Source organism: Qipengyuania mesophila, assembly GCF_019711655.1.
In the GTDB taxonomy this organism is placed as follows: Bacteria; Pseudomonadota; Alphaproteobacteria; order Sphingomonadales; family Sphingomonadaceae; genus Qipengyuania; species Qipengyuania mesophila.
Map to the genome: position 1 here is coordinate 462,862 of NZ_JAIGNU010000001.1, position 24,813 is coordinate 487,674.

Consider the following 24,813-nt stretch of genomic DNA (forward strand, 5'->3'; position numbering starts at 1 on the left):
TCGTTGCTCCTCACTGCATCCCACCCTTGTTTCCGCTGCCTCGCGCCGCCCATATGGCCGGGCCATGAACCGCGTGCGCTGCCTCATTCTCAATGCCGCCCTCGGCCCCTTGGACTACAAGGTGCCCGAAGGTGTGGCGGTCGAGCCCGGATCGGTGGTCGAATGCCCGCTGGGGCCGCGCACCGTGATCGGGATCGTCTGGGAAGCTGAACGGCTACCCGGGACCGAGGTTCCGGTCGAGAAGCTGCGGAATTTGCGCGCGGTTTTGCCCGTGCCGTCGCTCTCGGCGCCGCTGCGCCGCCTGATCGAGTGGACCGCCGACTATTACGTCGCACCGCTGGCGAGCGTGGCGCGCATGGCGCTGAGCTCGGGCGGCGCGCTCAAGGGCCCGGCGACGATGACCGAGTACCGCCTGACCGGCGGCCTGCCCGAGCGAATGACCCCGCAGCGGATGGCGGCGATCGAGGCGCTCGACGGCGAACAGGCCAATATCCGCGAGTTGGCGGGGATCGCGGGCGTGTCCGAAGGCGTGCTGCGCGGCCTCGTCAATCACGGCGTGCTCGAACCGGTCGAGGTCGATTGCGACCGGCCCTACGACCGCGCGCGACCCGATTTCGCGCATGTTGAACTCAGCGCCGCGCAGGCCGAGGCCTCGGCGACTTTTGCAGCCGCTGTGCGCGAGGCCGCATTCGCCCCCTTCCTGCTCGACGGGGTGACCGGCTCGGGCAAGACCGAGACCTATTTCGAACCCGTCGCCGAGGCGCTGCGGATGGGGCGCCAGGTGCTGGTGCTGCTGCCGGAAATCGCGCTGACCGAGAATTTCCTCCACCGCTTCGAGGAGCGCTTCGGCGCGGCGCCCGTGCTGTGGCACAGCTCGCTCAAGTCGACCGAGCGGCGGCGCGCCTGGCGCGCGGTGGCGCAAGGGACCGCGCAGGTCGTGGTCGGCGCGCGCTCGGCGCTGTTCCTGCCCTTCGCCAAGCTCGGGCTGATCGTGGTCGACGAGGCGCATGAGACCAGCTTCAAGCAGGAGGATGGCGTGCGCTACAATGCGCGCGACGTTGCGGTGATGCGCGGGTATTTCGAAGGCGTGCCGGTGGTGCTCGCCAGCGCCACCCCCGCGCTCGAGAGCCTGCAGATGGCCGAGAGCGGGGTCTATGCGAAGGTCGACCTGCCGAGCCGCTTCGGCGGCGCCGAACTGCCCGCCATCGACACGATCGACCTGACCGAGGAGAAGCCGCCGCACGGCATGTGGCTGGCGCAAAGGCTTGTCGACGGGATCGAGCAGCGGCTCGAACGCGGCGAGCAATCGCTGCTGTTCCTCAACCGCCGCGGCTACGCACCGCTGACTTTGTGCCGCAATTGCGGCTTCCGCTACCAATGCCCCAATTGCAGCGCCTGGCTGGTCGAGCACCGCTTCACCCGCCGGCTCGCCTGCCACCATTGCGGGCACGAGGCCCCGGCCCCGCAGGCCTGCACCGAATGCGGCGAGCCCGATTGCCTTGTTGCCTGCGGCCCCGGCGTGGAGCGAATAGCCGACGAGGTCGCCGAGCGACTGCCGCAGGCGCGCGTCTTCGTCGCCACCTCGGACACGCTCAATTCGCCGGGTCGCGCGGCCGAATTCATCGCCGCGGTCGAGGCGCGCGAGGTCGATGTCATTGTCGGCACGCAGCTCGTCACCAAGGGGTTCCACTTTCCCGAGCTGACGCTGGTCGGCGTGGTCGATGCCGATCTAGGGCTTGAAGGCGGCGATCTGCGCGCGGGCGAGCGGACCTACCAGCAGGTCGCGCAGGTCGCAGGGCGTGCGGGGCGCGGCTCGAAGCCGGGCGAAGTGCTGATCCAGACCCGCCACCCCGAAGCGCCGGTGATCGCGGCCTTGGCCGCCGGGGATCGCGATGCCTTCTATTCGGCCGAGACCGAGATGCGGCGTGAGGCGGGTGCGCCGCCCTTCGGCCGCTGGGCGGCGATCATCATCTCGTCGGAGGACGATGCCGAGGCGCGCGAAGCGGCCAACCGGCTGGGCGCCTTCCGCCCGCAGGTGGAGGAATGCCTGATCCTCGGCCCCGCCCCCGCGCCGATGGCGCTGCTGCGCGGCCGCTATCGATATCGCTTCCTCATCAACGCGCGCAGAAGCGTGCAATTACAGGAGGTTATTTGCGGTTGGCTGCGCCAGGTCGACCACCCGCCCGGCGTGCGCGTGGCGGTGGACGTCGACCCTTACAGCTTCGTCTAGTCCTGCTCGTAGAGGCTTGAATAGGGCCCGAAGCTCACCTCGACCCTGCGATTCTGCTCTTCGGGAACGCCTTCTGCCGTCGGAATGCGCAATCGCGACGCACCGAGATTCTGCATCCGTATGTCATCGCTCGGAATGCCTCTCGCCTCGAGATACGTCCGTACCGTTCGCAGTCGCTTGTCGGCTACGAGGGGACTCTCACTCGTGTCGGTGTGTCCTGCAAGAAAGGTCGCGCTGCCTCCGCAGTTGTGGGCGGATGCGATTGCGTTGTCGAGAACCATCCGGCCTTTGGCGTCAATGAAACCCCGATCATGGTCGAAGAAAACGAAGTAAGGTCCGGTCTCGCAGCTGAGAGCACGGATCGGTTGCGGCGTTCCCAAGGCAAAGCATCCTGCCAAGCCGACTGCCAACCCGAGAACCATTCTCATATTGTATACCCCCTTCACAATATCGGCATGGACCGGACTGCTCCATCCAACAAGGTGCTAGTCCTGCTCGCCGTCATAGACCGCGCGCGCGGCCTCGACCTTGCCGATATTGGCGATCGCCCAATTGCCCAGCCGCGCCACCGGGTCGCACAGCGACTTGCCGAGCGCGGTCAGCGCGTAGTCGACGCGCGGCGGGACACTGGGCGTCACCGCGCGGCTGACGAGGCCGTCGCGCTCCAGTCCGCGCAGCGTGCGCGTCAGCATGCGCTGCGAAATACCCGGTATCTCGCGCCGCAATTGATTGAACCGGCGCGAATCGTCGGTCAGCGCCATCACCACGCGCACCGACCATTTGTCGCCGACGCGGGCGAGGATGTCGTTCACCGCGGTGCATTGCGGGGCATCGTGAACCTCGAGGGTAACACCGGTGTTCCTATCGGACAGCAAAGTGCCTTCTTGCGCTGGTCGGGGTGCGGTTTCCATATGGCCTCCAGGTTATCGATAGTAACTATGGAGTTCCCCTCATGCAAATCCTGCGTATCGACTCTTCGACCACCGGCGAGCAATCGATCAGCCGCAAGCTGACCGACGAGCTGGTCGCGCATTTCACCGCCAAGCACCCCGAAGCAAAGGTGGTCACCCGCGACCTCGTCGCCGAACCGCTGGCGCATATCGACCCGATCACCACCAAGGCGATCCGCACCCCGCCCGAAACGCACGAGGAAGCGGTCAACGCCGCCTATCCGGCGGAACGTGCGGTGCTCGACGAATTCCTCGCCTCCGACATCGTGATCGTCGGCGCGCCGATGTACAATTTCTCGATCCCCAGCCAGCTCAAGGCCTGGCTTGACCGGCTCGGTGTGCCCGGCGTGACGTTCAAATATTCTGAGAAGGGTCCTGAGGGTCTCGCTGGCGGGCGCAAGGTGGTGGTCGCCTCGGCACGCGGCGGCGAATATTCGACCGACCAGATGGCCGAGAACCAGGAAAGCCTGCTGACCACCTTCTTCGGCTTCATCGGGGTCAACGACCTCCACTTCGTCCGCGTCGAGAAGGCGGGCTTCGGTCCCGATGCGATCGCCGCGGGCATGGAGGCCGCGAAGCAGGAAATCGCCAAGCTGTAAGGCACCAAGGCAGGGCCGGTGCATTGGAGACGCAATGCCCGGCCCTGTTCTCGTTCCCATCCTCGGCGACCAGTTGACCCGCGACCTCGCGGCGATCCGCGGACGGACCAAGGACGACACTATCATCCTGATGATGGAGGTGTGGGACGAGGCGACCTACGTCAAACACCACAAGCAGAAGATCGTCCTGATCTTCTCTGCCATGCGCCACTTCGCCGAAGAGCTCCGAGACGCGGGCTGGACGGTCGACTACGTCCGCCTCGACGATCCGGACAATGCGGGCAGCTTCACCGGCGAAGTCGCGCGCGCCATCGAACGCCACGAACCGCGCCTCCTCAGCGTGACCGAAGCCGGCGAATGGCGCGTGCGGCAGGATATGGAGCAATGGGCGGACAAGTTCGCCTGCGAGGTCGAGATCCTGCGCGACGACCGCTTCCTCTGCAGCCAGGCCGAGTTCGACGAATGGGCGGAGGACCGCAAGGAGCTCCGCATGGAATTCTTCTATCGCGAAATGCGGCGCAAGACCGGCCTGCTGATGGATGGCGACAAGCCCGAGGGCGGCGAGTGGAACTACGATAGCGCAAACCGCAGGCCGCCCAAGGAAGGGCTCGCCGCGCCCGAGCGGCCCAGGTTCGTGCCCGATGCCATCACGCAGGAATGCGTCGATCTCGTCGAAAAGCGTTTCGGCGATCACTTCGGTTCGCTCGAGCGCTTCGAATGGCCCGTGACACGCGAACAAGCCGAGGAAGCCGCCGACGCCTTCTTCGCCGAGCGGATCGAATGTTTCGGACCCTACCAGGACGCGATGGTCGCGGGCGAAGACGACCTCTTCCACTCGATGCTCTCGACCAGCATCAACCTCGGCCTGCTCGACCCGCTCGACCTCTGCCGCCGCGCGGAGCAGGCCTACCGCGACGGCAAGGCGCCGCTCAATTCGGTCGAGGGCTTCATCCGCCAGATCATCGGCTGGCGCGAATATGTCCGCGGTTTCTACTGGCACCAGATGCCGCACTTGCAGAAAGCCAATGCGCTCAATGCCCAGCGCGGCCTGCCCGAGTTCTACTGGACCGGCGAGACCGACATGGCCTGCATGGCCGACTGCATCCGCTCGACCCGCGACAATGCGCATGCGCACCACATCCAGCGGCTGATGGTGCTCGGCAATTTCGCGCTCCTCGCCGGCGTGAACCCGCGCGAAGTGCAGGACTGGTACCTCGTCGTCTATGCCGACGCCTATGAATGGGTCGAACTGCCCAATGTCGCGGCGATGATCCTCTACGCCGACGGCGGCAAGCTGGCGAGCAAGCCCTATGCCGCCAGCGGGAACTACATCAACAAGATGAGCAACTATTGCTCCGCCTGCCGCTACAGCGTGAGCAAGAAGACCGGCGAGGACGCCTGCCCCTTCAACCCGCTCTATTGGCACTTCATGCACCGCCACCGCGAGCGACTGGAGGCCAATCCGCGCATCGGGCGCATCTATGCGACCTGGGACCGCATGGGCGCGGATCGCCAGCAGGACTATCTCGACAGCGCCGAGGCATTTTTCGACTCGCTAGAACCGGCTGGCAAACACTGGGCACGAAGCAGCTGAGGGTCGCTTCACCGCAGATTGGGCTCCAGCCGACGACTCCTGCGGAGACAATCGGGAGGACGTTCATTGGGCTGTCAGGTCGGCGTCGACACGGGCACCGCCTCGCGGCCCTGCGTCGCGCCGATCGACTGACTTTGAAGAAGGGGGCTGGATTGTCCGCACACGCATAACGGAGGGAACGCCCGGGCCATTCGGTCCGGTCGACGCGTGTGCCGGTTCGACTTGAAGGAGTACCAATATGATTGCCATTTCCAAAAGTTCGAAGACCCTGGCCTTGTTCGCCGCGCTCGCCCTGCCCGCCACCGCCGGCGTCCACGCGCAGGAGCTGGGAGCGCAGGCAGGTTATGAGGCACAGGAAAACGACATCACCGTGACCGGCACCATGCCCAGCGACCTCACCGGCATGCCCGAAGGTCCGACCGTCGAGGGTGTCATCTCGGCACGCAAGGGCGACATGATGCAAGTGACGATGCCCGACGGCACGCGCACCGTCGTCGCCATCAGCTCGGCCACCGAAATCCGCAGCAGTGGAGGCTTCCTCGGCCTCGACAAGGACAAGCTCTCGTCGGCCGAGCTCCTGAACGGCCTGCCGGTCGAAGTGGACACCGTCGAATGGGCCAACCGCGGCCTGATCGCGACCAAGGTCGCGCTCAAGAGCAAGGACCTCAAGACCGCGCGGATGATTCACAATGGCACCGACCAGCGCTTCACCGCCAACGAGGCGGCCACCGAGGCGCTGCGCGGCCGCGTTGCCAATATCGACGAATACAACGTCAAGGGCACGACCAACGTCTATTTCGACACCGCCAAGTACAACCTCAGCGCCGAATCGCGCGCCCAGCTGTGCCAGACCGCACAGCAGGCCGAGGCGACCGACAACGCGCTGCTGCTGGTGGTCGGCTACACCGATTCGACCGGCGACTATGAATACAACCAGGAGCTGAGCGAGAAGCGCGCGACGCGCGTCGTGAACTTCCTGCAGCAGGAATGCGGCTGGAAGCCCTATCGCATGATGGTCCCGACCGGCATGGCCGAAGCCGATCCGGCTGCGGACAACACGACCGAGCAGGGCAAGGCGCAGAACCGCCGCGTGGCAGTCAACATCCTCGTCAGCAAGAGCGTCGACGGGATGGACAGCCAGCTCTAGGCGAGCCTTCGGCTACCGATACGGCGGGGCGGGCGGCGATGGTCGCCCGCCCCGCTTGCGTTTGGGCACACTGCGGAAGGCTGGGGGGCCGGTAGCGACGGAACGAACCGTTTCGCCCGAGTCGCTTGGGTTAGCCGTGACCTGCCGCAATCAACTCCGGTGTGGGTGATACACAGCTTCGGCCTGCGTCTTGAGCCAGTCCATCGCCGCCGCCCAGGGGCCGTGGCCATAGCTGATCCGCGCCACGCCGAGCGCGGCGAGTTCGGCCGTGGTCCCGCGGCCCGGTGCCCACAATATGTTGACCGGCAGCGGCGAGCTCTCGCAGATCGCGCGGACCGTCGGATGGTCGCCGAGAAAGGGGACGAACAGGCTCTTGGCACCCGCTTCGGCATAGGCCGTCGCGCGGGCCAGCACGTCGTCGACCAGCGCGGGCGTATAGTCTTCGGGTCGGCGCCCGAGATAGACGTCGGTGCGCGCATTGACGTGGATGCCGGTGCCTGCCGCCGCGGCGTAGCGCTCCGCGGCCTGCGCCACCGGAAGCAGTTCGCTTTCGCCCGGCATGCGGTCTTCCATGTTGATCCCCGCAGCGCCCAGTTCGAAGGCCCTGCCCACCGAAGCGGCGACTTCGGCCGGGGTGTCGCCATAGCCCGCTTCCATGTCGATCGTGACCGGGAGGTCGGTCACCGAGAGGATCCGCCTGAGGTTTTCGAGCACCATGTCGAGCGGCAGCGTTTCGCCATCCTTGAAGCCGTTGGCTTCGGCCACGCCGTAGCTGCCCGTCGCGATGGCCTTGGCCCCCGCCTCGGCCACGGCGCGCGCGCTGCCCGCATCCCAGATATTGTAGAGCACCAGCGGATCGCCCGGCACATGCAGGGCGGTGAATGCGGCAATCTTGTCCATCACTTGGCTTCCCTCTTTAGCAGTTCGCGCTTGATATCGAGGCCATAGGCATAGCCGCCGAGATCGCCTCCGGTGCGGATCACGCGGTGGCAGGGGATGAGTACGGCGACATTGTTACGCGCATTCGCGCTGCCTGCTGCACGAACTGCCCTGGGATTGCCCGCCGCGGCGGCGATTTCGGCATAAGTGCGCGTCTCGCCAGCGGGAATTTCGCGCAATGCCTTCCAGCAGGCCTCCTGGAAGGCGGTGCCCTTCACGTCGAGCGGGATATGCGCGAAATCGCCCGGCGCCTCGACGCTGGCGACCACCTCGGCGAGCAGTTTCTCGAACGCTGCCCCGCCCTCGACCAGCTCGGCCTTGGGAAAGCGGCGCGCCAGTTCGCTTGCGTCTTCGTTGAACGACAGGCGGCACACTCCCTTGTCGGTCGCGGCGACCAGCATCGCGCCCATGCTGGTGTCGACCACCGCCCAGTGGATGGTCACCCCCGCCCCGCCATTCGCCCAGGCACTCGCCGTCATCCCCAACCGTCCTTTCGTATTCTCGTAGAAGCGCGAGGCCGAGCCGTAGCCCGCCTCGTAGATCGCGCCGGTCACGTCGCCGCCGCCCGACAGGGCATCGCGCGCCCGTTCCTCGCGCAAAGCGCGGGCATAGGCGGCGGGCGAAAGGCCGATGGCGCGCTTGAACACGCGCTGGAAATGTGTCGGCGAATAGCCGGTGAGCTCTGCCAGCGCGGTGAGCGAGGGCGCGTCCTCGGCCTGGCGGATCTCGTCGATCGCCGCGAGCACGGCCGCTTCGTCGCGCCCGACATCATCGGGCAGACAGCGCTTGCAGGCGCGCAGACCCGCCGCGCGCGCGCCAGAGCCGTCGGCGAAGAAGCGGACATTGCCGCGCGCCGGGTGCCGCGCCGCGCAGGACGGGCGGCAATAGATGCCGGTGGTCAGCACGCCTGTGACGAAGCGCCCGTCGAAGGCGCGGTCGCGCCGCAGCACGGCGGCCCAGGCCGCATCGTCGGAAATGGCGTCAGTCATGGCTCACTCCATCATAGCGTTCGATCCGCGCAGCGAAACAGCCATGGCGGGCGTTATGTGCGTCGATATAGGCCACCGCCTCGTCCACCAGCAGCGTGCGGATGGCGGCGTCGACATCGTCCTCCACCGCTAGGGCGGCCTGGCGGAGGTCGCCCCCGGCATCGTAGCCGCGCAAGGCGATCGGGCGATGGCGCAGCACTGGGGGCAGCTCGTCGACATGGTCGGCCGCCACCGCACCCCGGCGCACGAAGATCGCGAAAGTATTGCGATAGGGCGTGTCGACCGCGTGATTGGTGTAGTTGGTCAGCACCAGCTCCTCGCCCGGATCGGCATCGCGCAGGCTGACCCGGCAGGGATAACGCCCCTCCCCGGCGACGACGCGCCGGCTGAGGCGCGCGGCGAGCCCCGCCTCGTCCATGGCGAAGAGCGAGGCGAACTGGCCGGGTTCGAGGCCGCGAATACGATAGGTCATGGCGAAAGGCTCCGTGTCGATTGCTTCACCCCGCTTCTGCCCGCGCCCGGCAGGGACCGCATCCCGCGGCTTGCGATCAAAGCCAATGATCGTCACAAGGCGCCGCGATGGTCCGCTTTCTCGCACGCATCGCTGCCCTCCTCGCCCTGCTCGCGCCTGCCCTGGCGCAGGCTGAACCCGCCGATATCAATGCCGCCGCGCGCGGCGTGGTGCGCGTGGTGATCATCGGCGAGGAGAATGACGAGCTGATCCCGATCAGCCACGGCACCGGCTTCGCGGTGGCGGGCGACAAGGTGGTGACCAATGCCCACGTCCTGCGCGACGCGCTGCGCGATTCTGACCTCAAGATCGGCATCATCCCCAGCGGCGGCGGCGAGGCGGTCTATGGCCAGCCGCTGGCGATCAGCCCGCGCAACGACCTCGCGCTGATCCGCATCACCGGCAGCCTGCGCCTGCCCCCGCTGGCGCTCGCCGGGGGGCCGCCGCCCGACAGCGGCGAGGTGACCAGCGTCGGCTATCCGATGAATGTCGACCGTGCGCAGGGCCTCGGCCTCAGCGACATCTTCCGCAGCCAGCCGCCGGTGAAGAGCCCGGGCTTCATCTCGGGCGCGCGGCCGAGCCGCCAGTTCGACACCATCCTCCACACCGCGCCGATCGCGCGCGGCAATTCGGGCGGTCCGCTGCTCGACCCCTGCGGCCGCGTGCTCGGGGTCAACAGCTTCGGTGCCGACAACGACGGCGGCGATGCCGAATTCTTCTTCGCCGTGTCGAACCGCGAACTGATCCCCTTCCTGCGCGCCAACGACGTCGAGCCGCGCGTCAATTCCTCGACCTGCCGCTCGATGGCCGACCTAGACGAGGCGGAACGCGAACGGCTGCAGCGCGAGCAGATGGCCGCGCGCGCCGATCTCGCCGAACGCGCCGAGGTGCAGCGCACCAGGCGCGATCGCGCGCAGATCGAGGCCGAACAGGGCGTCATCCGCGACCGCGAGGACCGCCTGTTCCTCGCCTTCGTCCTGCTGCTGGTCGCCTTCGGGCTCGGCCAGTGGGCGCTCACATTGTGGAATGCCGAGCCGCGCGACGAGAAGCGGCTGCGGATCGTCGGTGGCGCGACGGCGGCGATCGTGCTGGCGGCGCTGGCGGCCTATCTCACTCGCCCCGGCCTCGACGAGATCGACCGCCGCGTCGCCGCCGCGATGCAGGATGGCGACAAGGGCGCCGACACTGGTGACGGCAACGCCGCCTCGGGCGAACTGGCGCTGCTGTGCACGCTGGTGCCCGAACGCAGCCGGGTAACCAGCGCCGAGGTGAAGGATCTCGAATTCGACTGGCAGCCCGGCGGCTGCGTCAACGAGCGGACGCAGTACGGCTTCGCCGGCGGCACCTGGAGCCGGGTCTTCGTGCCCAATTCGGAAGATGCCGTCGCGGTCAACAGCTTCGACCCCGACCGGCGCATCTTCCGCATCGAGCGCTACCTCCTCCCGCGCAGCGCGATGAGCGAGGCGCGCGAAGCCCGCGGAAAATTCAAGGCGCCTGCCTGCGGTTCGGACGAAGCCGCGGCCAAGCTCGGTGAAATGCAGGCCGAGGTGCTCGGCAAGCTTCCGCGCCAGGCCAACGAGCGGCTGGTCTACGAGTGCAGCGCCAGCAAGTAGGTCCGGCAAGGTGAGGACCTAAGCCGCCAGCGGTTCTCCGGTCAGCGTGATGCGGTGCATCTCGCGTGCGTGGCCCTGATAATCGTTCATCGCATAATGCCAGGTCGTGCGGTTGTCCCAGATCGCCACCGCGCCCGGTTCCCACGCCACGCGGCAGGTGTTGTCCGCCGCGGTCGCCGCGGCATAGAGCTGCTGGAGCAGCGGCAGGCTCTCCTCGCGGCTGCGCCCGACGATGTTCACGGTGAAGGCGCTGTTGACGTAGAGCAGCCTGCGCCCGGTCTGCGGGTGGCGGATCACCACCGGATGGGTCGCGCCGGTCTTGAGCCCCTGCCCGCGCAGGTCGCCGCCCATGTCGGTCTTGGCGTAGAGCCCGCCCTCTTCATAGATATGGTCGGCGGTGTGATAGGCCTCTAGCCCCTCGATCTCCCGCTTCAGATCGTCGGGCAGCGCATCGTAGGCCGCGCCCATATGCGCCCAGAGCGTGTCCCCGCCCGTTGGAGGCAGCGTGCGCGCGACGAGGATCGAGCCCATCGCCGGCACCTGGTCGTAGGAATGGTCGGTGTGCCACCCGCCGCCTATATTGGTAACCTGGTCGGCGCGCTTCCTGACCACCGCGATCTCGGGATGGTCGTCGGTCAGCGGGAAGTAGTTGTTGATGTCGATGCCGCCCCAGCGCCGGGCGAAGGCGATATGCGCCTCTGGCGTGAAATCCTCCTGCCCGCGAAACAGCGCGACCCCGTGGGTGTAGATCGCCTGCCTGATCGCATCGAGCGTTTCGCCCTCCGCCTGCGCGAGGCTCACGCCCTTGATCTCGACCCCGCAATTGGGGGCCAGCGGCACCATCTCCATCGCCTCTCTCCCGCGCGAATGGTTGCTTTGTGCCACGCATTCTAAGCGCGTCTTTCCCCGAGTCCAGATTCACCGTCCCGAGTCGGCTTGCCATTGCGGGGGGGCTTTGCTAGGCGCGCGCCGACCTTGCCGGGGCGACTCCTGTCCGCCCGCAGCCGGCTTGGTTCGCACAGACTTTTCTTCCGGACCCGAGAGGACCTCAAGCGCGTGGATATTTCCGCCGGTATTCAGGCTAGCCTGGCAGGGCGTTACGCTTCGGCCCTGTTCGATCTCGCTAGCGAAAACGGAACCGTGACCGCGGTCGAATCGGACCTCGACAAGCTCGAGGTCGCGCTCGCCGAATCGCCCGAGCTCGCCGCTGTCACCACCAACCCCAAGGTCACTCGCGCCGACGCGCAGAAGGCGCTGTGGGGCGTTTCGGCCATCCTCGGCCTGTCCGAGCTGGCACAGAACTTCCTCGGCGTCCTGGCGCAGAACCGTCGCCTGTCGCAGCTGCCGCAGGTGATCCGCGCTTTCCGCTCGATCGCCGCCGCCCAGCGCGGAGAGGTCACTGCCGAAGTGACCAGCGCCCACGCGCTCACCGATGCGCAGCTCGATGCCCTCAAGGCCAAGCTGACCGCCCGCGAGGGCCGCACCGTGAAGCTTTCCACGAAGGTCGACCCCGATCTGCTCGGCGGCCTCGTCGTCACCATCGGTTCGAAGCGCATCGACGCCTCGATCCGCACCCGTCTCAATTCGCTCTCCCAGGCCATGAAGGCTTAAAGGACTTTACTCATGGATATCCGCGCCGCAGAAATCTCGAAGGTCATCAAGGACCAGATCGCCAATTTCGGCAGTGAAGCCGAAGTCAGCGAAGTCGGTACCGTGCTGTCGGTCGGTGACGGCATCGCCCGCATCCACGGCCTCGACAAGGTCCAGGCCGGCGAAATGATCGAATTCGCCAATGGCGTTCAGGGCATGGCGCTGAACCTCGAAAACGACAACGTCGGCGCGGTTATCTTCGGCTCGGACGCCGAGATCAAGGAAGGCGACAGCGTCAAGCGCACCCAGACCATCGTCGACGTCCCCGTCGGCAAGGGCCTGCTCGGCCGCGTGGTCGACGCGCTCGGCAACCCGATCGACGGCAAGGGCCCGATCGAATCGACCGAACGCCGCCTGGTCGAGCAGAAGGCTCCCGGCATCATCCCGCGTGAATCGGTCAGCGAGCCGGTGCAGTCGGGCCTCAAGGCCATCGACGCCCTCGTCCCCGTCGGTCGCGGCCAGCGCGAACTGATCATCGGCGACCGCCAGACCGGCAAGTCGGCCGTCGCCATCGACACCTTCATCAACCAGAAAGAGGTCAACGCCTCGGACGACGAAGGCAAGAAGCTCTATTGCATCTACGTCGCCGTCGGCCAGAAGCGCTCGACCGTCGCGCAGATCGTCAAGCAGCTCGAAGAAAACGGCGCGATGGAATACACCATCGTCGTCGCCGCGACCGCTTCGGAGCCCGCCCCGCTGCAGTATCTCGCGCCCTACACCGGCGCCGCGATGGGCGAATTCTTCCGCGACAACGGCATGCACGCCGTGATCGTCTACGACGACCTTTCGAAGCAGGCAGTTGCCTATCGCCAGATGTCGCTGCTGCTCCGTCGTCCTCCGGGCCGCGAAGCCTATCCGGGCGACGTGTTCTACCTCCACAGCCGCCTGCTCGAGCGCGCGGCGAAGATGAACAAGTCGGAAGGCGGCGGTTCGCTGACCGCGCTGCCGATCATCGAAACGCAGGCGGGCGACGTGTCGGCCTACATTCCGACCAACGTGATCTCGATCACCGACGGCCAGATCTTCCTCGAAACCGACTTGTTCTACCAGGGCATCCGCCCGGCCATCAACGTCGGCCTGTCGGTCAGCCGCGTCGGCGGTGCCGCGCAGACCAAGGCGATGAAGAAGGTTTCGGGCTCGATGAAGCTCGATCTCGCGCAGTATCGTGAAATGGCCGCCTTCGCGCAGTTCGGCTCGGACCTCGACGCCGCGACGCAGAAGCTGCTCAACCGCGGTGCACGCCTGACCGAGCTGCTCAAGCAGCCGCAGTTCAGCCCGATGCCGTTCGAAGAGCAGACCGTGTCGATCTTTGCCGGTACCAACGGCTACATCGACGAGGTCCCGGTCGACCGCGTGACCGACTACGAAGCCCAGATGCTGAGCTTCATGCGGTCGGAGCATGCCGACGTGCTGGAAGAAATCCGCACCACCGGCAAGTTCGAGGACGACACCAAGAACAAGGTCGTCGACGCGCTCAAGACCTTCGCCAAGCAGTTCGCCTGAGCCCCAGAGACACGAAGATAGGGAGCCGAAATGGCTAGCCTCAAGGAACTCAAGGGCCGGATCAACTCGGTCAAGTCGACCCAGAAGATCACCAAGGCCAAGCAGATGGTCGCAGCGGCCAAGCTGCGCCGTGCACAGGCCGCGGCCGAAGCTGCGCGCCCCTATGCCGAACGGCTGTCGGGCGTCATGGCTTCGCTCGCCGGCAAGGTCAGCGGCGACAGCGCCCCCAAGCTGCTCGCGGGCACCGGTGCCAACCAGCGCCACCTGCTGGTGGTGGTGAACACCGACAAGGGCCTGTGCGGCGGTCTCAACTCGAACATCGTCAAGGCCGCCAAGGTCAAGGCCCGCGCCCTGATCGCCGAAGGCAAGGACGTTAGCTTCTACCTCGTCGGCAAGAAGGGCCGCGCGCCGATCAAGCGCGACTATGCCGACCGGATCGAGAAGTGGTTCGACACCTCCGCCGTGCGCCAGCCCGGCTTCGAGGAAGCCGAGGCCATCGCCGACGAGCTGATCGAACGCTTCGAGAAGGGCGAATTCGACGTCGCCCACCTGGTCTATCCGATCTTCAAGTCGGCGCTGGCGCAGGATCCGACCGTCGACCAGCTGATCCCGGTTCCCTCGCCCGCCAAGGGTGACGGCGCCGCGGCCGGCGGCGATGCCGTGGTCGAATACGAGCCGGGCGAAGAGGAAATCCTCGAGGAGCTGCTGCCGCGCTACGTCCGCACGCAGCTGTTCGGCGCCCTGCTCGAACGCGAGGCCTCCGAACAGGGTGCCTCGATGACCGCGATGGACAACGCCACGCGCAACGCGGGCGACCTCATCAACAAGCTGACCATCCAGTACAACCGCAGCCGCCAGGCCGCGATCACCACCGAGCTGATCGAAATCATTGCCGGTGCGGAAGCACTCTAAGGATCATCACGTGAAGAACTTCGCCCTCCTCCTGCCCCTCGCCCTGCTCGCCGCCTGCGGCGAGGAACCCGCTGCCCAGACCGCGCCCGAACAGGTCGCGACGCCCGAGCCGGTGACCACCCTGCCCGCGCCCGACGAGGAAACCTTCAAGACCGCATTCGCCGACAGCTGCGAAGGGGCCGAACCGGTCAACGTCGCCATGTGCAAGCGTTCCATGGGCGCCGCCACGGTTTCGTGCGAATACGGCCTCGGCGAAGACGAATACATGCGTCACAAGGCGACGCTCGCCGCCAAGGAAGACAAGAGCGGCTGGGAACTCGCCGACGCCGCCACCATCTGCGCCGAACACGGCGCTCACCACAAAGCCTCCTGAGCCAGTAGGAACCTTTCATCATGGCCACCGCACCCAAGCTTAACCAGAGCCCCAACGGCACCATCAGCCAGGTCATCGGCGCCGTCGTCGACGTGCAGTTCGAAGGCGAATTGCCCGCCATCCTGACCGCGCTCGAAACGAAGAACGGCGCGAACACGCTGGTCCTCGAAGTCGCGCAGCACCTCGGCGAAAACACCGTCCGCACCATCGCGATGGACGGCACCGACGGTCTCGTCCGCGGCCAGGAAGTCGTCAACACCGGCGCGCAGATCTCGGTCCCCGTCGGCCCGAAGACGCTCGGCCGCATCATGAACGTCATCGGCGAGCCGATCGACGAACGCGGCCCGATCGGCGCCGATCAGACCATGCCGATCCACGCCGAAGCACCGCTGTTCATCGACCAGTCGACCGAAGCGGCCATCCTGGTCACCGGCATCAAGGTCATCGACCTGCTCGCGCCCTATGCGCGCGGCGGCAAGATCGGCCTGTTCGGCGGCGCTGGCGTGGGCAAGACCGTGCTCATCCAGGAACTCATCAACAACATCGCCAAGGGCCACGGCGGCGTGTCCGTCTTCGCCGGGGTCGGTGAGCGTACCCGCGAAGGCAACGACCTCTACCACGAATTCCTCGACGCCGGCGTCATCGCCAAGGACGCCGACGGCAATGCGATCTCGGACGGTTCGAAGGTGGCTCTCGTCTTCGGCCAGATGAACGAACCCCCGGGTGCCCGCGCCCGCGTCGCTCTGTCGGGCCTGACCATGGCGGAATACTTCCGCGACGTCGAAGGCCAGGACGTGCTGTTCTTCGTCGACAACATCTTCCGCTTCACGCAGGCGGGTTCGGAAGTGTCGGCGCTGCTCGGCCGTATTCCTTCGGCCGTGGGCTACCAGCCCACGCTGTCGACCGACATGGGCAACCTCCAGGAACGCATCACCTCGACCACCAAGGGTTCGATCACCTCGGTCCAGGCCATCTACGTTCCCGCCGACGACCTTACCGACCCGGCTCCGGCCACCTCGTTCGCCCACCTGGACGCGACGACCACGCTGAGCCGCGCGATTTCGGAGCTGGGCATCTACCCGGCAGTCGACCCGCTCGACTCGACCAGCCGCGTGCTCGAACCGCGCGTCGTCGGCCAGGAGCACTACGAAACCGCTCGTAAGGTCCAGGAGACACTGCAGAAGTACAAGAGCCTGCAGGACATCATCGCCATTCTCGGCATGGACGAACTGTCGGAAGAAGATAAGCTGACTGTGGCTCGCGCCCGCAAGATCCAGCGCTTCCTCTCGCAGCCGTTCCACGTCGCCGAGGTGTTCACCAACATCCCGGGCGTGTTCGTCCAGCTGGAAGACACGATCAAGTCGTTCAAGGCCGTCGTCGAAGGCGAATACGACCACCTGCCCGAAGCCGCCTTCTACATGGTCGGTGGCATCGACCAGGCGGTCGAGAAGGCCAAGAAGCTGGCCGAGGATTCGTAAGCACATGGCCCTCCACTTCGAACTCGTCACGCCGGCCAAGCTGGTCCGCTCCGAAGACGTCCACATGGTCGTCGTCCCCGGTGCGGAAGGCGAATTCGGCGTGCTCGAGGGCCATGCGCCCTTCATGTCGACGATCCGCGACGGCGCGGTGCAGGTCTTCAAGACCGAAGGCGGCGCCCCCGAGACCATCGAGGTCCGCGGCGGCTTTGCCGAAGTCGGCGAAAACGGGCTGACGGTCCTCGCCGAGCACGTCGAAGGCTGATTGCTTCCGACCCACCGGACATTCGAAGGGCGGCCCCGCGGGGTCGCCCTTTTCGATTCAGGCGGGCAGCGGTTGGCTGCGCCGTGCGAGCCGCGCGGTCACCCAGCGGCGCAGATCGCGACTGCGGTATTCGGTGATCCGCGCGATCGCGGCGCACAGGCCGACGATCCCCGCTGCCAGAGCGGCGAAGCCGAAAGGGTTGTCGCCCGCCCCTATCCCGCAGGCGGAGAGCACCGAGAGCATCGGCCAATGGAGGATATAGAGCGAGAAGGAAAAGCCCGCGAGCCAGCGGATGGGGCCGCGCTGCGCATGCAGCCGCGCATGACCCGCCTCGGCAAAGGGCCGTGCCGCCACGAACAGCAGCGCGATACCTGCCCCGAAGAGGTAGTCGGTGAGGAAGTAGTTGGAGTTCTTGAGCGGGTAGTCGACCTGCGCATGCACGACATACATCGCGAGCGATGCCACGTGGCCGAGATCGCTGGCAACGAACAGCGCGATCACCCCAGCCAGCGCCAGCTGCAACGCCTTGGTGCGGGTCGGCTGCCAGTCGCCGGCATAACGCGCCAGCGCCGCGCCCATCAGCCAGATCGGCAGCATCAGCAGGATACGCCAGCCGGCGACAAGCCCGAGCACGGCGAGCCAGGCCACGCGGCGGCGACCCTCGAGCCAATAGGCGGCGCCGAACAGCGCATAGAACCACACCTCGTAGGCGAGCGACCAATAGGGCGGATTCCACACCGGCCCCACGCCCTGCCAGCTCTCGCTGAGGAAGGCGGCAGGCAGCAGCACCGTTGCCGGCGAGAGCCGGTCATAGGGCGCGAGCTGGAGCGCCGGTTCTAGATCGAACGCAGTGACGATCGCGTAGATCGCCGTTCCGAAGCCCAGCGCGAACAGCGATACCGGCAGAATCCGCGTCGCGCGCGCAATGGCGTAGTCGCGCAGCGTCCCTCTGTGATCTGCGACCGAATGCGCGATCACCAATCCGGACAGGACGAAGAAGACGACCACCGCATTATGCTGCGCCAGCGGACCGAAGGGATAGGGACCGGTATAGATTCCCGTCTGGACCATGTGTCCGAGCAGCACCACGATCGCCGCCCCGCCGCGTACGGCGTCGAGCAGGATCGACATGGCCGGTGTGACGAAAGGCGCGCGCTCCATGTCGTGCTTCGTAGCGCAGCGAGGTTGGAAACCGGTTAATCGCGCGTTTCCGCCTCCGCGGAGGCGAGCCAGTCGGCGTAGTTGCGCGAAACCGGCGCGACGAAATGGACCCCGTCATAGGTGAAGCCGGGTGCCAATGGCGGCACCCCCAGCAGGTCCGCCTGGTGCCGCCGCGCGAGCTCGGCGAGGTGCCGATTGATCGCCTCGATCGCAGCGGAATCGTAGTCCGCGCCGGAGGGTTCGACACTGCTTTCGACCGGCCAGGCCTGCGCCAGTCGCAACTCGCGGCGCGCGCAATTGCGGGCGATCGCCTCGAAGGCCTCGCCCGTGGCCGCAAGATCGAGGCCGCGCCGCTTGGCATCGTTGACGCCGAGCGCGATCGTCACCCGCCCTTTCGCGATCGGACAGACGATGCGCGTCAGCCGTTCCAGGTGCTGGCTGGTCGCCCCGCCGAAACCGGCGAAGACCACGCCTTCGGGTGCCTCGGCGAACTGGACCCGGCTGTCGCCGATGACCAGCGACTTGGCGAAGGGCGCGCGCACCAGCGTCTCGGTGGTGGTCAGCACATCGAAGAACCCCGGCCCGAAGGGCGCGATAACCCATGCCGAGAAACCCAGCAGCAGGCCGGCGGTTGTCACGATCGACCAGCCGATAGTGTTGATCCATCTTCGCATGCCGCGCCCTCCCCCTTCCCAGCGCGGCGATTGATACGCGCCCGTCCTCCTCTGGCTAGGCTTCGACCAACTCTGCCGCTAGACCTCCCTTCGATGACGGGGCCGGCAATTTCAAGCGGAGGGGCGTGGCGGCGGGACCTCGCCGCGCTCGCAGTGATTCTGCTCGCGGTGCTGGTGGTGCGTGCGCCATGGATCGGCGATGCCAATGCTGACATAGACGAACAGCTCTACTCGCTGATCGGCAATGCCATGCTCCATGGTCAGCTGCCCTTCGTCGATCTGTGGGATCGCAAGCCCTTCGGCCTCTTCGCGCTCTTCGCCTTGGCGCATGCCGTGGGCGGTCCCGGTCCGGCCGCCTACCAGCTCCTCGCCGGCCTGTTCACGCTAGCCGGCGCGGCGATGACCTATGCCCTAGCCCGCTGGCTCGTCGACCGGATCACCGCGACGGGCGCAGGCCTGCTCTACGTCATGCTGATGTCGACCTATGGCAGCCATTCGGGCCAGACCGAGGCGTTCCACGTGCCGCTGATGCTGGCGATGGCGCTGCTGGTGCGCGATCCTGCGCATCCGCATGCCATCCGGCGCGCGCTCGCGGCGATGCTGCTTGGCGGGCTCGCGCTGCAGGTCAAATACACCGTCCTGCCGCAGTGCCTGTTCTTCGGCCTGTGGGCGCTGTGGGGGCAGCGCCAGCAGGGCGCGGATACGTCGCGGCTCCTGCACCTTGCCTTTGCTTTCGCGGTGCTGGGTCTGCTGCCGACCGCAGCGGTCGGCGCCTGCTACGCCGCGATCGGCGAGTGGGATGCCTTCGTCTTCGCCAATTTCACCTCCTTCTTCGACCGGCTCCCCGCCCGGGTGGGCCGCTTCAGTCCCGACCAGCGCGTGTTCCTGCTCCCGCTGGCGGTGCTTCTCCTGCTCGGTGCCTACGCCGCCGCGCGGATGAGCCCGCCACGCGATCGGCGGACCTATGGCTTCATCATGCTTTGGCTGCTCGCCTCTGCGGCGACGGTCTATCTCCCCGCCACGGTCTATCGCTATTACTACGCTGCGCTGGTGCCGAGCCTGGTGCTGTTCGCGCTGCCCCTCATCGACCGCAGGGGACCGGCGCGCTTCGTGCCGCTGGTTCTGGTTCTTGCCGGGGCGGCGACGATCCTGTTCCTCCCGCGACAATATGCGCAGTCGCAAGTGCAGCGCGCGACGATCGCGCGGCTCGCCTCTGCCATCGCGCCGCATGTCGATGCGCGGCATTGCCTGTGGATCTTCGACGGCCCGACCGCGCTCTACCGGATGACGGGCAGCTGCCTGCCGACGCGCTTCATCTATCCCGATCACCTCAACAATGCACTCGAACGCGATTCGCTCGGCGTCAAACAGGAGGCCGAGATCGCCCGGATTCTCGCCGCGCGCCCGCCGGTGATCGTCACCGCCGACACCGCACTGACGCCGCAGAACCCGCGCGCGCAGCGGCTCGTGACACAGGAAATCGCGGCGCATTACCGGCCGCTCGCACAGACGAGACTGCACGAGCGAAATATCCGGGCATGGCAGCGCGTCGAGTGAGCGGGACGCGGTTGTCATCGCGTCCTCGCCCCGCCAAGCTGGCTCTGTTGCGAATTCTTCCGGAGAGATGCCCTTGAAACTCGTATCCGCGCTGGCCATTGCCGCTGCCATGACGCTCGCACATGCAACGCCCGCCACCGCGCAGGACGGCCTGCCCGGCCCCGCGGAAGACAACTACATCTGGCTCGAGGAGGCGCGCAGCGACAAGGCGCTCGACTGGGTCCGCGCTGAAAACGAGCGGACCATGGGGCTGCTCGCGGGCGATCCGCGCTTCGAGACGATCAAGGGCGAGGCGCTGGCGATCTACGACAGCGAGGATCGCATTCCCTATGTCTCGATCCGCCCCGACGGGCTGTACAATTTCTGGCAGGACAAGGCGAACCCGCGCGGGCTGCTGCGGCGGACCACTCTAGCAAGCTATCGCAGCGAGGATCCCCAGTGGGAGACGGTGCTCGATGTCGACGCGCTGGCCGAAGCGGAAGGGCGCGAATGGGTTTACAAGGGCTATGATTGCCTGCCGCCCGAGGAACGGCTGTGCATGATCGCGCTGAGCGACGGGGGCGAGGACGCCACCGTGCTGCGCGAATTCGACATGGCGACCAGGAGCTTCGTCGAGAACGGCTTCGTGCTCGATCACAAGAGCCAGGGCGGGATCGAGTGGATCGACGCCGACACCATGCTGGTGAGCCGCGACTTCGGCGACGGCACGCTGACCGAGAGCCAGTATCCGCGCACCACGCGGATCTGGAAGCGCGGTACGCCGATTGACGATGCCGAGGAAATCTGGCGCGGCGAGGAAGCCGACGTGTGGTCGTCGGCGGCGCTGCTGCGCGACCACACGGGCGCGGTCCACAGCACCTACGCCTTCCGCGCGACGAGCTTCCACGAGACAGAATATTATTGGCAGAAGGACGGCGAGTGGGTTCGTCTCGACATGCCGCTCAAGGCCTCGCCCTACGGGCTGATCGACGGCCAGCTGCTGTTCTCGACCGATGTCGACTGGGAGGTGCAGGGCCAGACTTTCCCCGCCGACGCGCTGGTCTCGGTCGATCTCGAGGCGTTCAAGGCCGATCCCAACGGGGCCCCAAAGACGCTCGTCTGGGCGCCCGAAGACAAGCAGACCAAGCAGGGTGCCTCCAATACCGCCGAGAGCCTTTATGTCAGCCTGCTCGACAATGTCCGCGGGCGGGTGCTCAAGTTCGACCATGTCGATGGCGAATGGGTCTCGAGCGAGATCGCGCTGCCCGACAATGCCACCGTCGGCGTGCAGGCAGCCTCGGACTTCTCGGACGAGGTCATGTATTCGGTCACCGATTTCCTCACGCCCTCGACGCTCTATTATTCGGACGGCAGCGCCGCGCCCGAGGTCATCAAGACCTCGCCGAGCTATTTCGATGCGGCGGGCATGGCGGTCGAGCAGTTCGAGGCGACCAGTGCCGACGGGACCAAGATCCCCTATTTCCTCGTCAAGCCCAAGGGCATGGCGATGGACGGCACCAACCCGACGCTGCTCACCGGCTATGGCGGCTTCCAGGTCCCGCGCCTGCCCTCCTACCTCGGCTCGATCGGCAAGATCTGGCTCGAGCGCGGCGGCGCCTACATCCTCGGCAACATGCGCGGCGGCGGTGAGTTCGGCCCGGGCTGGCACCAGAGCGCCATTCGCGAGCACAAGCAGCGCACCTGGGACGATTTCATCGCCATTGCCGAAGACGCCATCGCGCGCGGCATCACCAGCCCCGACCATCTCGGCATCCAGGGCGGATCGCAGGGCGGGTTGCTGGTCGGCACCGCCTTCACCCAGCGTCCCGAGCTGTTCAACGGCGCGATCGTCCAGATCCCGCTGTTCGACATGCTGCGCTATCCGCTGATCGGCCGCGGCGCCTCGTGGGTCGGCGAATATGGCGATCCGCGCATCCCCGAACAGCGCGCCTGGATCGAACCCTATTCGCCCTATCAGAAGCTGCTCGAGGGCAAGGACTATCCCGCGCCCTTCTTCTGGGCCTCGACCGCCGACGACCGCACCCATCCCGCCCATGCGCGCAAGGGCGCCGCGCGGGTCAAGGAACTGGGGCAGGACTATTTCTACTTCGAGGACACCACGGGCGGCCATTCGGGCGGGGTCGACAACGAACAGCGCGCCAAGATTCAGGCGCTGCAGATGGTCTACCTGCTCCAGCGGCTGGCCGACTGATCAGCGCGGCCTGCGCGTCGGGGCGTGGAAATCGGGGGGCTTGTCGGCCACCCATTCCACGAACCGCGCCAGGGCTCCCTCCTCGATCAGCGCCGCGCGGTCGGCGCCGATCCGCAGCAGCTGCGCATTGGTGAAATTGGCATGGATCGCGCGGTGGCAGATCGGGTGGACCGGCACCGTCTCGCGCCCCTTCTTGGCCTTGGGCACGGGGTGATGCTGCTGGACCCTGCGCCCCAGCGGACGCTCGCACAGCCAGCAGGTGCGATCGTCGTTCATTGGCTTGGCATTGCCACGGCGCCCGCGTCGTCACGTAAGGACCGCGGATCGATCAGCCCTTCTTCTCCGCAGCCTTCTTCTTTTTCATCGCGTCGTGGAAGCGGTCGGCCCAGCCGGGTTTGACCACCTGTTCGCCGCGCACCATGCGCAGGTCCCCGTCGCCGACATCGCGACTGACCGCGCTGCCCGCCGCCACGATCGCATCGGCGCCGATCCGCACCGGGGCGATCAGCGCGCTGTTCGAACCGATGAAGGCGCGCTCGCCGATCACGGTCTTGTACTTGAAATAGCCGTCGTAATTGCAGGTGATCGTGCCCGCGCCGATATTGGCGCCCGCACCGACCTCGGCATCGCCGAGATAGGTCAGGTGGCTGGCCTTGGCGCCCTCGCCCAAGGTCGCCTTCTTCATCTCGACGAAATTGCCGACGAAGGCGCCCTTCTCCATCACCGCGCCGGGGCGCAGTCGGGCATAGGGCCCGACCGAGCAGTCCTCGCCCACGCTGGCGCCTTCGAGATGGCTGAAGGCGCGGATGCGCGCGCCAGCGGCCACGGTCACGCCGGGGCCGAAGACCACGTTGGGTTCGACCGTCACGTCGGCGGCGAGCTCGGTGTCCCAGCTGAAGAACACCGTTTCGGGAGCCTTGAGCGTGACGCCGTTTTCCATCGCTTCGGTGCGCTTCAACTCCTGCCATTGCGCCTCGGCCTGCGCCAGTTCGCGGCGGCTGTTGATCCCGGCGACCTCGTCGGGCCGGTCGGTGGTCACCGCGGCGCAGGTGCGCCCGTCCTTGACCGCGATGTTGACGATGTCGGGCAGGTAGTATTCGCCCTGCACATTGTCGTTGTCGAGTCGGTCGAGCAGGTCGAAGAGATCTTCCGCGCGCGCCGCCATCAGGCCCGAATTGCACAGCCGGCAGGCGCGTTCGGCTTCGTTGGCATCCTTGAACTCGACCATCTTCTCGATCGTGCTGTCGGCATGGGTGATGACACGGCCGTACTGCAGCGGGTCGTCGGGTTCGAAACCGAGCACCACCACCGCGGGCGCATCGGGCGAACGCAGCCGGTCGAGCATCTGCTGCATCGTCTCGGGCTTGATGAAGGGCGCATCGCCGAGCAGCATCAGCACGTCGCCGGCGAAGCCCGCCAGCGCGGCCTTGGCCTGCGCCACCGCGTGGCCGGTGCCGAGCTGCGGTTCCTGCACCACGCATTCGGCGCGGTCGCTGACCTGGTCCTCGACCTGCTTGCGCTCGTCGCCGACGATGACGATCGTGCGGCTGGGCGCGAGCGCCGCAACCGAGGCCATCAGATGCTCGATGATCGGCCGCCCGGCGATATTGTGGAGGACCTTGTGCAGCCCGCTCTTGAGGCGGGTACCCTTGCCGGCGGCGAGGATGACGGCGGCGAATTCGCGGTGTGTGCTCATGGCAAAGCGCCTTGCCACCATTCGCTTGCAGTTTGAAGGCGCATCCTGCACCGACCGCGCATGACCGACCTGCCCTTCGCCATCATCGGCTTCGATCTCGACGGCACGCTGCTCGAAACGCACCGCGACCTCGGCGCCGCGGTCAACCACGCGCTCGGGATCGGCGGCTTCGACCCGGTGCCGGCGGACCATGCGAGCGACCTGATCGGCGGCGGGGCGAAGATCATGCTGCAGCAGGCGGTGGACCAGCAGGGCGGCATGCCGGAGGAAGAATTCCGCAGGCTCTACAAGCAGATGCTCGCCTATTACTCGGAGAACAATGCGGTCCACACACGCCCCTATCCGCATGCGGCGGAGGTTCTGGCCGAACTCGACGGGCTCGGTATCGCGCTGGCGGTGGTGACCAACAAGTTCGAAAGCTTCGCCCGGCAGATCCTCGCCACGCTGGGCCTAGCCGATCACTTCGTTGCCATCATCGGCGGCGACACCATGGGCAAGGGCCGCGCCAAGCCTGCGCCGGACCCGATCTTCGAAGCGATCAGGCGCGGCGGCGGCGGACGCCTCGCCTTCGTCGGCGACAGCTCCTATGACGTCAGGGCGGCACGCGCGGCGGAGGTCCCGGTGATCGGTGCGCGCTACGGCTATTGCGACAAGCCGCGCGGGGAACTGGGCGCCGATGCGGAGATCGATTCGCTCGCCGAATTGATCCCGGCGCTCGCCAAGCTCGGCTGAACGGCCCGCCGCTACGGAATGGCGGCACGCCATCCCACCTGTTGCAAGTGCG

The 24,813-nt window shown here is 66.7% G+C and carries 24 protein-coding genes; 14 read left to right on the forward strand and 10 right to left on the reverse strand.

The features are described from left to right. Nucleotides 1-64: 64 nt before the first annotated feature. Nucleotides 65-2,230, forward strand: a complete 2,166-nt coding sequence (locus K3181_RS02335; protein WP_221600405.1) for a primosomal protein N' — start codon at nucleotides 65-67, stop codon at nucleotides 2,228-2,230. Here the strand turns inward: K3181_RS02335 and K3181_RS02340 are convergent. Both K3181_RS02340 and K3181_RS02345 read right to left on the reverse strand, forming a co-directional pair. Further along, on the reverse strand, nucleotides 2,227-2,658 hold the full coding sequence (locus tag K3181_RS02340; protein WP_221600407.1) for an OmpA family protein: 432 nt from the start codon (nucleotides 2,656-2,658) through the stop codon (nucleotides 2,227-2,229). The genes K3181_RS02335 and K3181_RS02340 overlap by 4 nt on opposite strands. Before the next feature lie 57 nt (nucleotides 2,659-2,715). Beyond that, nucleotides 2,716-3,141 (reverse strand): winged helix-turn-helix transcriptional regulator, encoded by a 426-nt coding sequence (locus K3181_RS02345; protein ID WP_221600409.1) that lies wholly within the window; start codon nucleotides 3,139-3,141, stop codon nucleotides 2,716-2,718. A gap of 41 nt (nucleotides 3,142-3,182) precedes the next feature. Between K3181_RS02345 and K3181_RS02350 the strand changes: the two genes are divergently transcribed. From K3181_RS02350 to K3181_RS02360, 3 genes are all read left to right on the forward strand, one after another. After that, nucleotides 3,183-3,779 carry an FMN-dependent NADH-azoreductase gene (locus K3181_RS02350; protein WP_221600411.1) on the forward strand — a complete coding sequence of 199 codons (597 nt, stop codon included), beginning with the start codon at nucleotides 3,183-3,185 and terminating at the stop codon, nucleotides 3,777-3,779. Between the two features lie 34 nt (nucleotides 3,780-3,813). Beyond that, nucleotides 3,814-5,373, forward strand: a complete 1,560-nt coding sequence (locus K3181_RS02355; RefSeq protein WP_221600413.1) for a cryptochrome/photolyase family protein — start codon at nucleotides 3,814-3,816, stop codon at nucleotides 5,371-5,373. Nucleotides 5,374-5,611: 238 nt separating this feature from the next. Next, the gene (locus K3181_RS02360; RefSeq protein WP_221600415.1) at nucleotides 5,612-6,520 is read left to right on the forward strand and encodes an OmpA family protein; all 909 of its coding nucleotides are present in this window, start codon (nucleotides 5,612-5,614) and stop codon (nucleotides 6,518-6,520) included. A 150-nt stretch (nucleotides 6,521-6,670) separates the two neighbouring features. Here the strand turns inward: K3181_RS02360 and K3181_RS02365 are convergent, their stop codons facing one another. The 3 genes from K3181_RS02365 to K3181_RS02375 are packed head-to-tail and all read right to left on the reverse strand — an operon-like array spanning nucleotide 6,671 to nucleotide 8,920. Further along, a complete protein-coding gene (locus tag K3181_RS02365) occupies nucleotides 6,671-7,420 on the reverse strand; it encodes an isocitrate lyase/PEP mutase family protein (protein WP_221600417.1) in 750 nt (249 codons plus the stop codon). Then, entirely contained in the window at nucleotides 7,420-8,448 is a 1,029-nt protein-coding gene (locus K3181_RS02370) for a bifunctional transcriptional activator/DNA repair enzyme AdaA (RefSeq protein WP_221600419.1), read from the reverse strand. Before K3181_RS02370 ends, K3181_RS02365 begins: the two co-directional genes overlap by 1 nt. After that, complete coding sequence (locus K3181_RS02375; RefSeq protein ID WP_221600421.1) at nucleotides 8,441-8,920, reverse strand: DUF1203 domain-containing protein; 480 nt, start codon at nucleotides 8,918-8,920, stop codon at nucleotides 8,441-8,443. Before K3181_RS02375 ends, K3181_RS02370 begins: the two co-directional genes overlap by 8 nt. Nucleotides 8,921-9,027: 107 nt before the next feature. On the opposite strand from K3181_RS02375, the gene K3181_RS02380 reads away from it, so the two are divergent. Next, entirely contained in the window at nucleotides 9,028-10,572 is a 1,545-nt protein-coding gene (locus K3181_RS02380) for a S1 family peptidase (protein ID WP_221600423.1), read from the forward strand. An 18-nt stretch (nucleotides 10,573-10,590) separates the two neighbouring features. On the opposite strand, the gene K3181_RS02385 is transcribed toward K3181_RS02380, so the two are convergent. Next, nucleotides 10,591-11,421, reverse strand: coding sequence for a TauD/TfdA dioxygenase family protein (locus K3181_RS02385; protein WP_221600425.1), 831 nt, complete (start codon nucleotides 11,419-11,421; stop codon nucleotides 10,591-10,593). Between the two features lie 207 nt (nucleotides 11,422-11,628). Here K3181_RS02385 and K3181_RS02390 point away from each other — a divergent pair, with 207 nt between their 5' ends. From K3181_RS02390 to K3181_RS02415, 6 genes are read left to right on the forward strand one after another with little or no spacing between them, the layout of a single operon-like run. Next, on the forward strand, nucleotides 11,629-12,183 hold the full coding sequence (locus K3181_RS02390; RefSeq protein ID WP_221600427.1) for a F0F1 ATP synthase subunit delta: 555 nt from the start codon (nucleotides 11,629-11,631) through the stop codon (nucleotides 12,181-12,183). A 12-nt stretch (nucleotides 12,184-12,195) separates the two neighbouring features. Further along, entirely contained in the window at nucleotides 12,196-13,725 is a 1,530-nt protein-coding gene (gene atpA / locus K3181_RS02395; protein WP_221600429.1) for a F0F1 ATP synthase subunit alpha, read from the forward strand. 30 nt (nucleotides 13,726-13,755) lie between these two features. Beyond that, entirely contained in the window at nucleotides 13,756-14,637 is an 882-nt protein-coding gene (locus K3181_RS02400; RefSeq protein WP_221600431.1) for a F0F1 ATP synthase subunit gamma, read from the forward strand. A 10-nt stretch (nucleotides 14,638-14,647) separates the two neighbouring features. After that, the gene (locus K3181_RS02405) at nucleotides 14,648-15,010 is read left to right on the forward strand and encodes a hypothetical protein (RefSeq protein ID WP_345725434.1); all 363 of its coding nucleotides are present in this window, start codon (nucleotides 14,648-14,650) and stop codon (nucleotides 15,008-15,010) included. Nucleotides 15,011-15,030: 20 nt separating this feature from the next. Beyond that, the gene (gene atpD / locus K3181_RS02410; RefSeq protein WP_221600435.1) at nucleotides 15,031-16,488 is read left to right on the forward strand and encodes a F0F1 ATP synthase subunit beta; all 1,458 of its coding nucleotides are present in this window, start codon (nucleotides 15,031-15,033) and stop codon (nucleotides 16,486-16,488) included. Between the two features lie 4 nt (nucleotides 16,489-16,492). Further along, the gene (locus tag K3181_RS02415; protein WP_219954338.1) at nucleotides 16,493-16,750 is read left to right on the forward strand and encodes an ATP synthase F1 subunit epsilon; all 258 of its coding nucleotides are present in this window, start codon (nucleotides 16,493-16,495) and stop codon (nucleotides 16,748-16,750) included. Nucleotides 16,751-16,807: 57 nt separating this feature from the next. Here K3181_RS02415 and K3181_RS02420 read toward each other — a convergent pair whose 3' ends face one another. Continuing rightward, a complete protein-coding gene (locus K3181_RS02420; protein WP_221600436.1) occupies nucleotides 16,808-17,911 on the reverse strand; it encodes an acyltransferase family protein in 1,104 nt (367 codons plus the stop codon). Between the two features lie 35 nt (nucleotides 17,912-17,946). Beyond that, nucleotides 17,947-18,585, reverse strand: coding sequence for an SGNH/GDSL hydrolase family protein (locus tag K3181_RS02425; RefSeq protein ID WP_221600438.1), 639 nt, complete (start codon nucleotides 18,583-18,585; stop codon nucleotides 17,947-17,949). Nucleotides 18,586-18,678: 93 nt separating this feature from the next. Between K3181_RS02425 and K3181_RS02430 the strand changes: the two genes are divergently transcribed. Then, entirely contained in the window at nucleotides 18,679-20,142 is a 1,464-nt protein-coding gene (locus K3181_RS02430) for an ArnT family glycosyltransferase (RefSeq protein ID WP_221600440.1), read from the forward strand. A 67-nt stretch (nucleotides 20,143-20,209) separates the two neighbouring features. Continuing rightward, complete coding sequence (locus K3181_RS02435) at nucleotides 20,210-22,333, forward strand: prolyl oligopeptidase family serine peptidase (RefSeq protein WP_221600442.1); 2,124 nt, start codon at nucleotides 20,210-20,212, stop codon at nucleotides 22,331-22,333. Here K3181_RS02435 and K3181_RS02440 read toward each other — a convergent pair whose 3' ends face one another. Both K3181_RS02440 and glmU read right to left on the reverse strand, forming a co-directional pair. Further along, nucleotides 22,334-22,609, reverse strand: coding sequence for an HNH endonuclease (locus K3181_RS02440; protein ID WP_221600444.1), 276 nt, complete (start codon nucleotides 22,607-22,609; stop codon nucleotides 22,334-22,336). A gap of 52 nt (nucleotides 22,610-22,661) precedes the next feature. Then, nucleotides 22,662-24,029 carry a bifunctional UDP-N-acetylglucosamine diphosphorylase/glucosamine-1-phosphate N-acetyltransferase GlmU gene (gene glmU, locus K3181_RS02445; protein WP_221600447.1) on the reverse strand — a complete coding sequence of 456 codons (1,368 nt, stop codon included), beginning with the start codon at nucleotides 24,027-24,029 and terminating at the stop codon, nucleotides 22,662-22,664. 60 nt (nucleotides 24,030-24,089) lie between these two features. On the opposite strand from glmU, the gene K3181_RS02450 reads away from it, so the two are divergent. Continuing rightward, nucleotides 24,090-24,761, forward strand: a complete 672-nt coding sequence (locus tag K3181_RS02450; protein WP_221600449.1) for an HAD-IA family hydrolase — start codon at nucleotides 24,090-24,092, stop codon at nucleotides 24,759-24,761. Nucleotides 24,762-24,813: the final 52 nt, after the last annotated feature.

Excerpts from the sequence above, each read along its gene's own strand:
- K3181_RS02335 (WP_221600405.1), top strand. The coding sequence starts at position 65 with ATGAACCGCGTGCGCTGCCTCATTCTCAATGCCGCCCTCGGCCCCTTG.
- K3181_RS02340 (WP_221600407.1), bottom strand. The coding sequence starts at position 2,658 with ATGAGAATGGTTCTCGGGTTGGCAGTCGGCTTGGCAGGATGCTTTGCC.
- K3181_RS02345 (WP_221600409.1), bottom strand. The coding sequence starts at position 3,141 with ATGGAAACCGCACCCCGACCAGCGCAAGAAGGCACTTTGCTGTCCGAT.
- K3181_RS02350 (WP_221600411.1), top strand. The coding sequence starts at position 3,183 with ATGCAAATCCTGCGTATCGACTCTTCGACCACCGGCGAGCAATCGATC.
- K3181_RS02355 (WP_221600413.1), top strand. The coding sequence starts at position 3,814 with ATGCCCGGCCCTGTTCTCGTTCCCATCCTCGGCGACCAGTTGACCCGC.
- K3181_RS02360 (WP_221600415.1), top strand. The coding sequence starts at position 5,612 with ATGATTGCCATTTCCAAAAGTTCGAAGACCCTGGCCTTGTTCGCCGCG.
- K3181_RS02365 (WP_221600417.1), bottom strand. The coding sequence starts at position 7,420 with ATGGACAAGATTGCCGCATTCACCGCCCTGCATGTGCCGGGCGATCCG.
- K3181_RS02370 (WP_221600419.1), bottom strand. The coding sequence starts at position 8,448 with ATGACTGACGCCATTTCCGACGATGCGGCCTGGGCCGCCGTGCTGCGG.
- K3181_RS02375 (WP_221600421.1), bottom strand. The coding sequence starts at position 8,920 with ATGACCTATCGTATTCGCGGCCTCGAACCCGGCCAGTTCGCCTCGCTC.
- K3181_RS02380 (WP_221600423.1), top strand. The coding sequence starts at position 9,028 with ATGGTCCGCTTTCTCGCACGCATCGCTGCCCTCCTCGCCCTGCTCGCG.
- K3181_RS02385 (WP_221600425.1), bottom strand. The coding sequence starts at position 11,421 with ATGGAGATGGTGCCGCTGGCCCCCAATTGCGGGGTCGAGATCAAGGGC.
- atpA (WP_221600429.1), top strand. The coding sequence starts at position 12,196 with ATGGATATCCGCGCCGCAGAAATCTCGAAGGTCATCAAGGACCAGATC.
- K3181_RS02400 (WP_221600431.1), top strand. The coding sequence starts at position 13,756 with ATGGCTAGCCTCAAGGAACTCAAGGGCCGGATCAACTCGGTCAAGTCG.
- atpD (WP_221600435.1), top strand. The coding sequence starts at position 15,031 with ATGGCCACCGCACCCAAGCTTAACCAGAGCCCCAACGGCACCATCAGC.
- K3181_RS02415 (WP_219954338.1), top strand. The coding sequence starts at position 16,493 with ATGGCCCTCCACTTCGAACTCGTCACGCCGGCCAAGCTGGTCCGCTCC.
- K3181_RS02420 (WP_221600436.1), bottom strand. The coding sequence starts at position 17,911 with ATGGAGCGCGCGCCTTTCGTCACACCGGCCATGTCGATCCTGCTCGAC.
- K3181_RS02425 (WP_221600438.1), bottom strand. The coding sequence starts at position 18,585 with ATGCGAAGATGGATCAACACTATCGGCTGGTCGATCGTGACAACCGCC.
- K3181_RS02430 (WP_221600440.1), top strand. The coding sequence starts at position 18,679 with ATGACGGGGCCGGCAATTTCAAGCGGAGGGGCGTGGCGGCGGGACCTC.
- K3181_RS02435 (WP_221600442.1), top strand. The coding sequence starts at position 20,210 with ATGCCCTTGAAACTCGTATCCGCGCTGGCCATTGCCGCTGCCATGACG.
- K3181_RS02440 (WP_221600444.1), bottom strand. The coding sequence starts at position 22,609 with ATGAACGACGATCGCACCTGCTGGCTGTGCGAGCGTCCGCTGGGGCGC.
- glmU (WP_221600447.1), bottom strand. The coding sequence starts at position 24,029 with ATGAGCACACACCGCGAATTCGCCGCCGTCATCCTCGCCGCCGGCAAG.
- K3181_RS02450 (WP_221600449.1), top strand. The coding sequence starts at position 24,090 with ATGACCGACCTGCCCTTCGCCATCATCGGCTTCGATCTCGACGGCACG.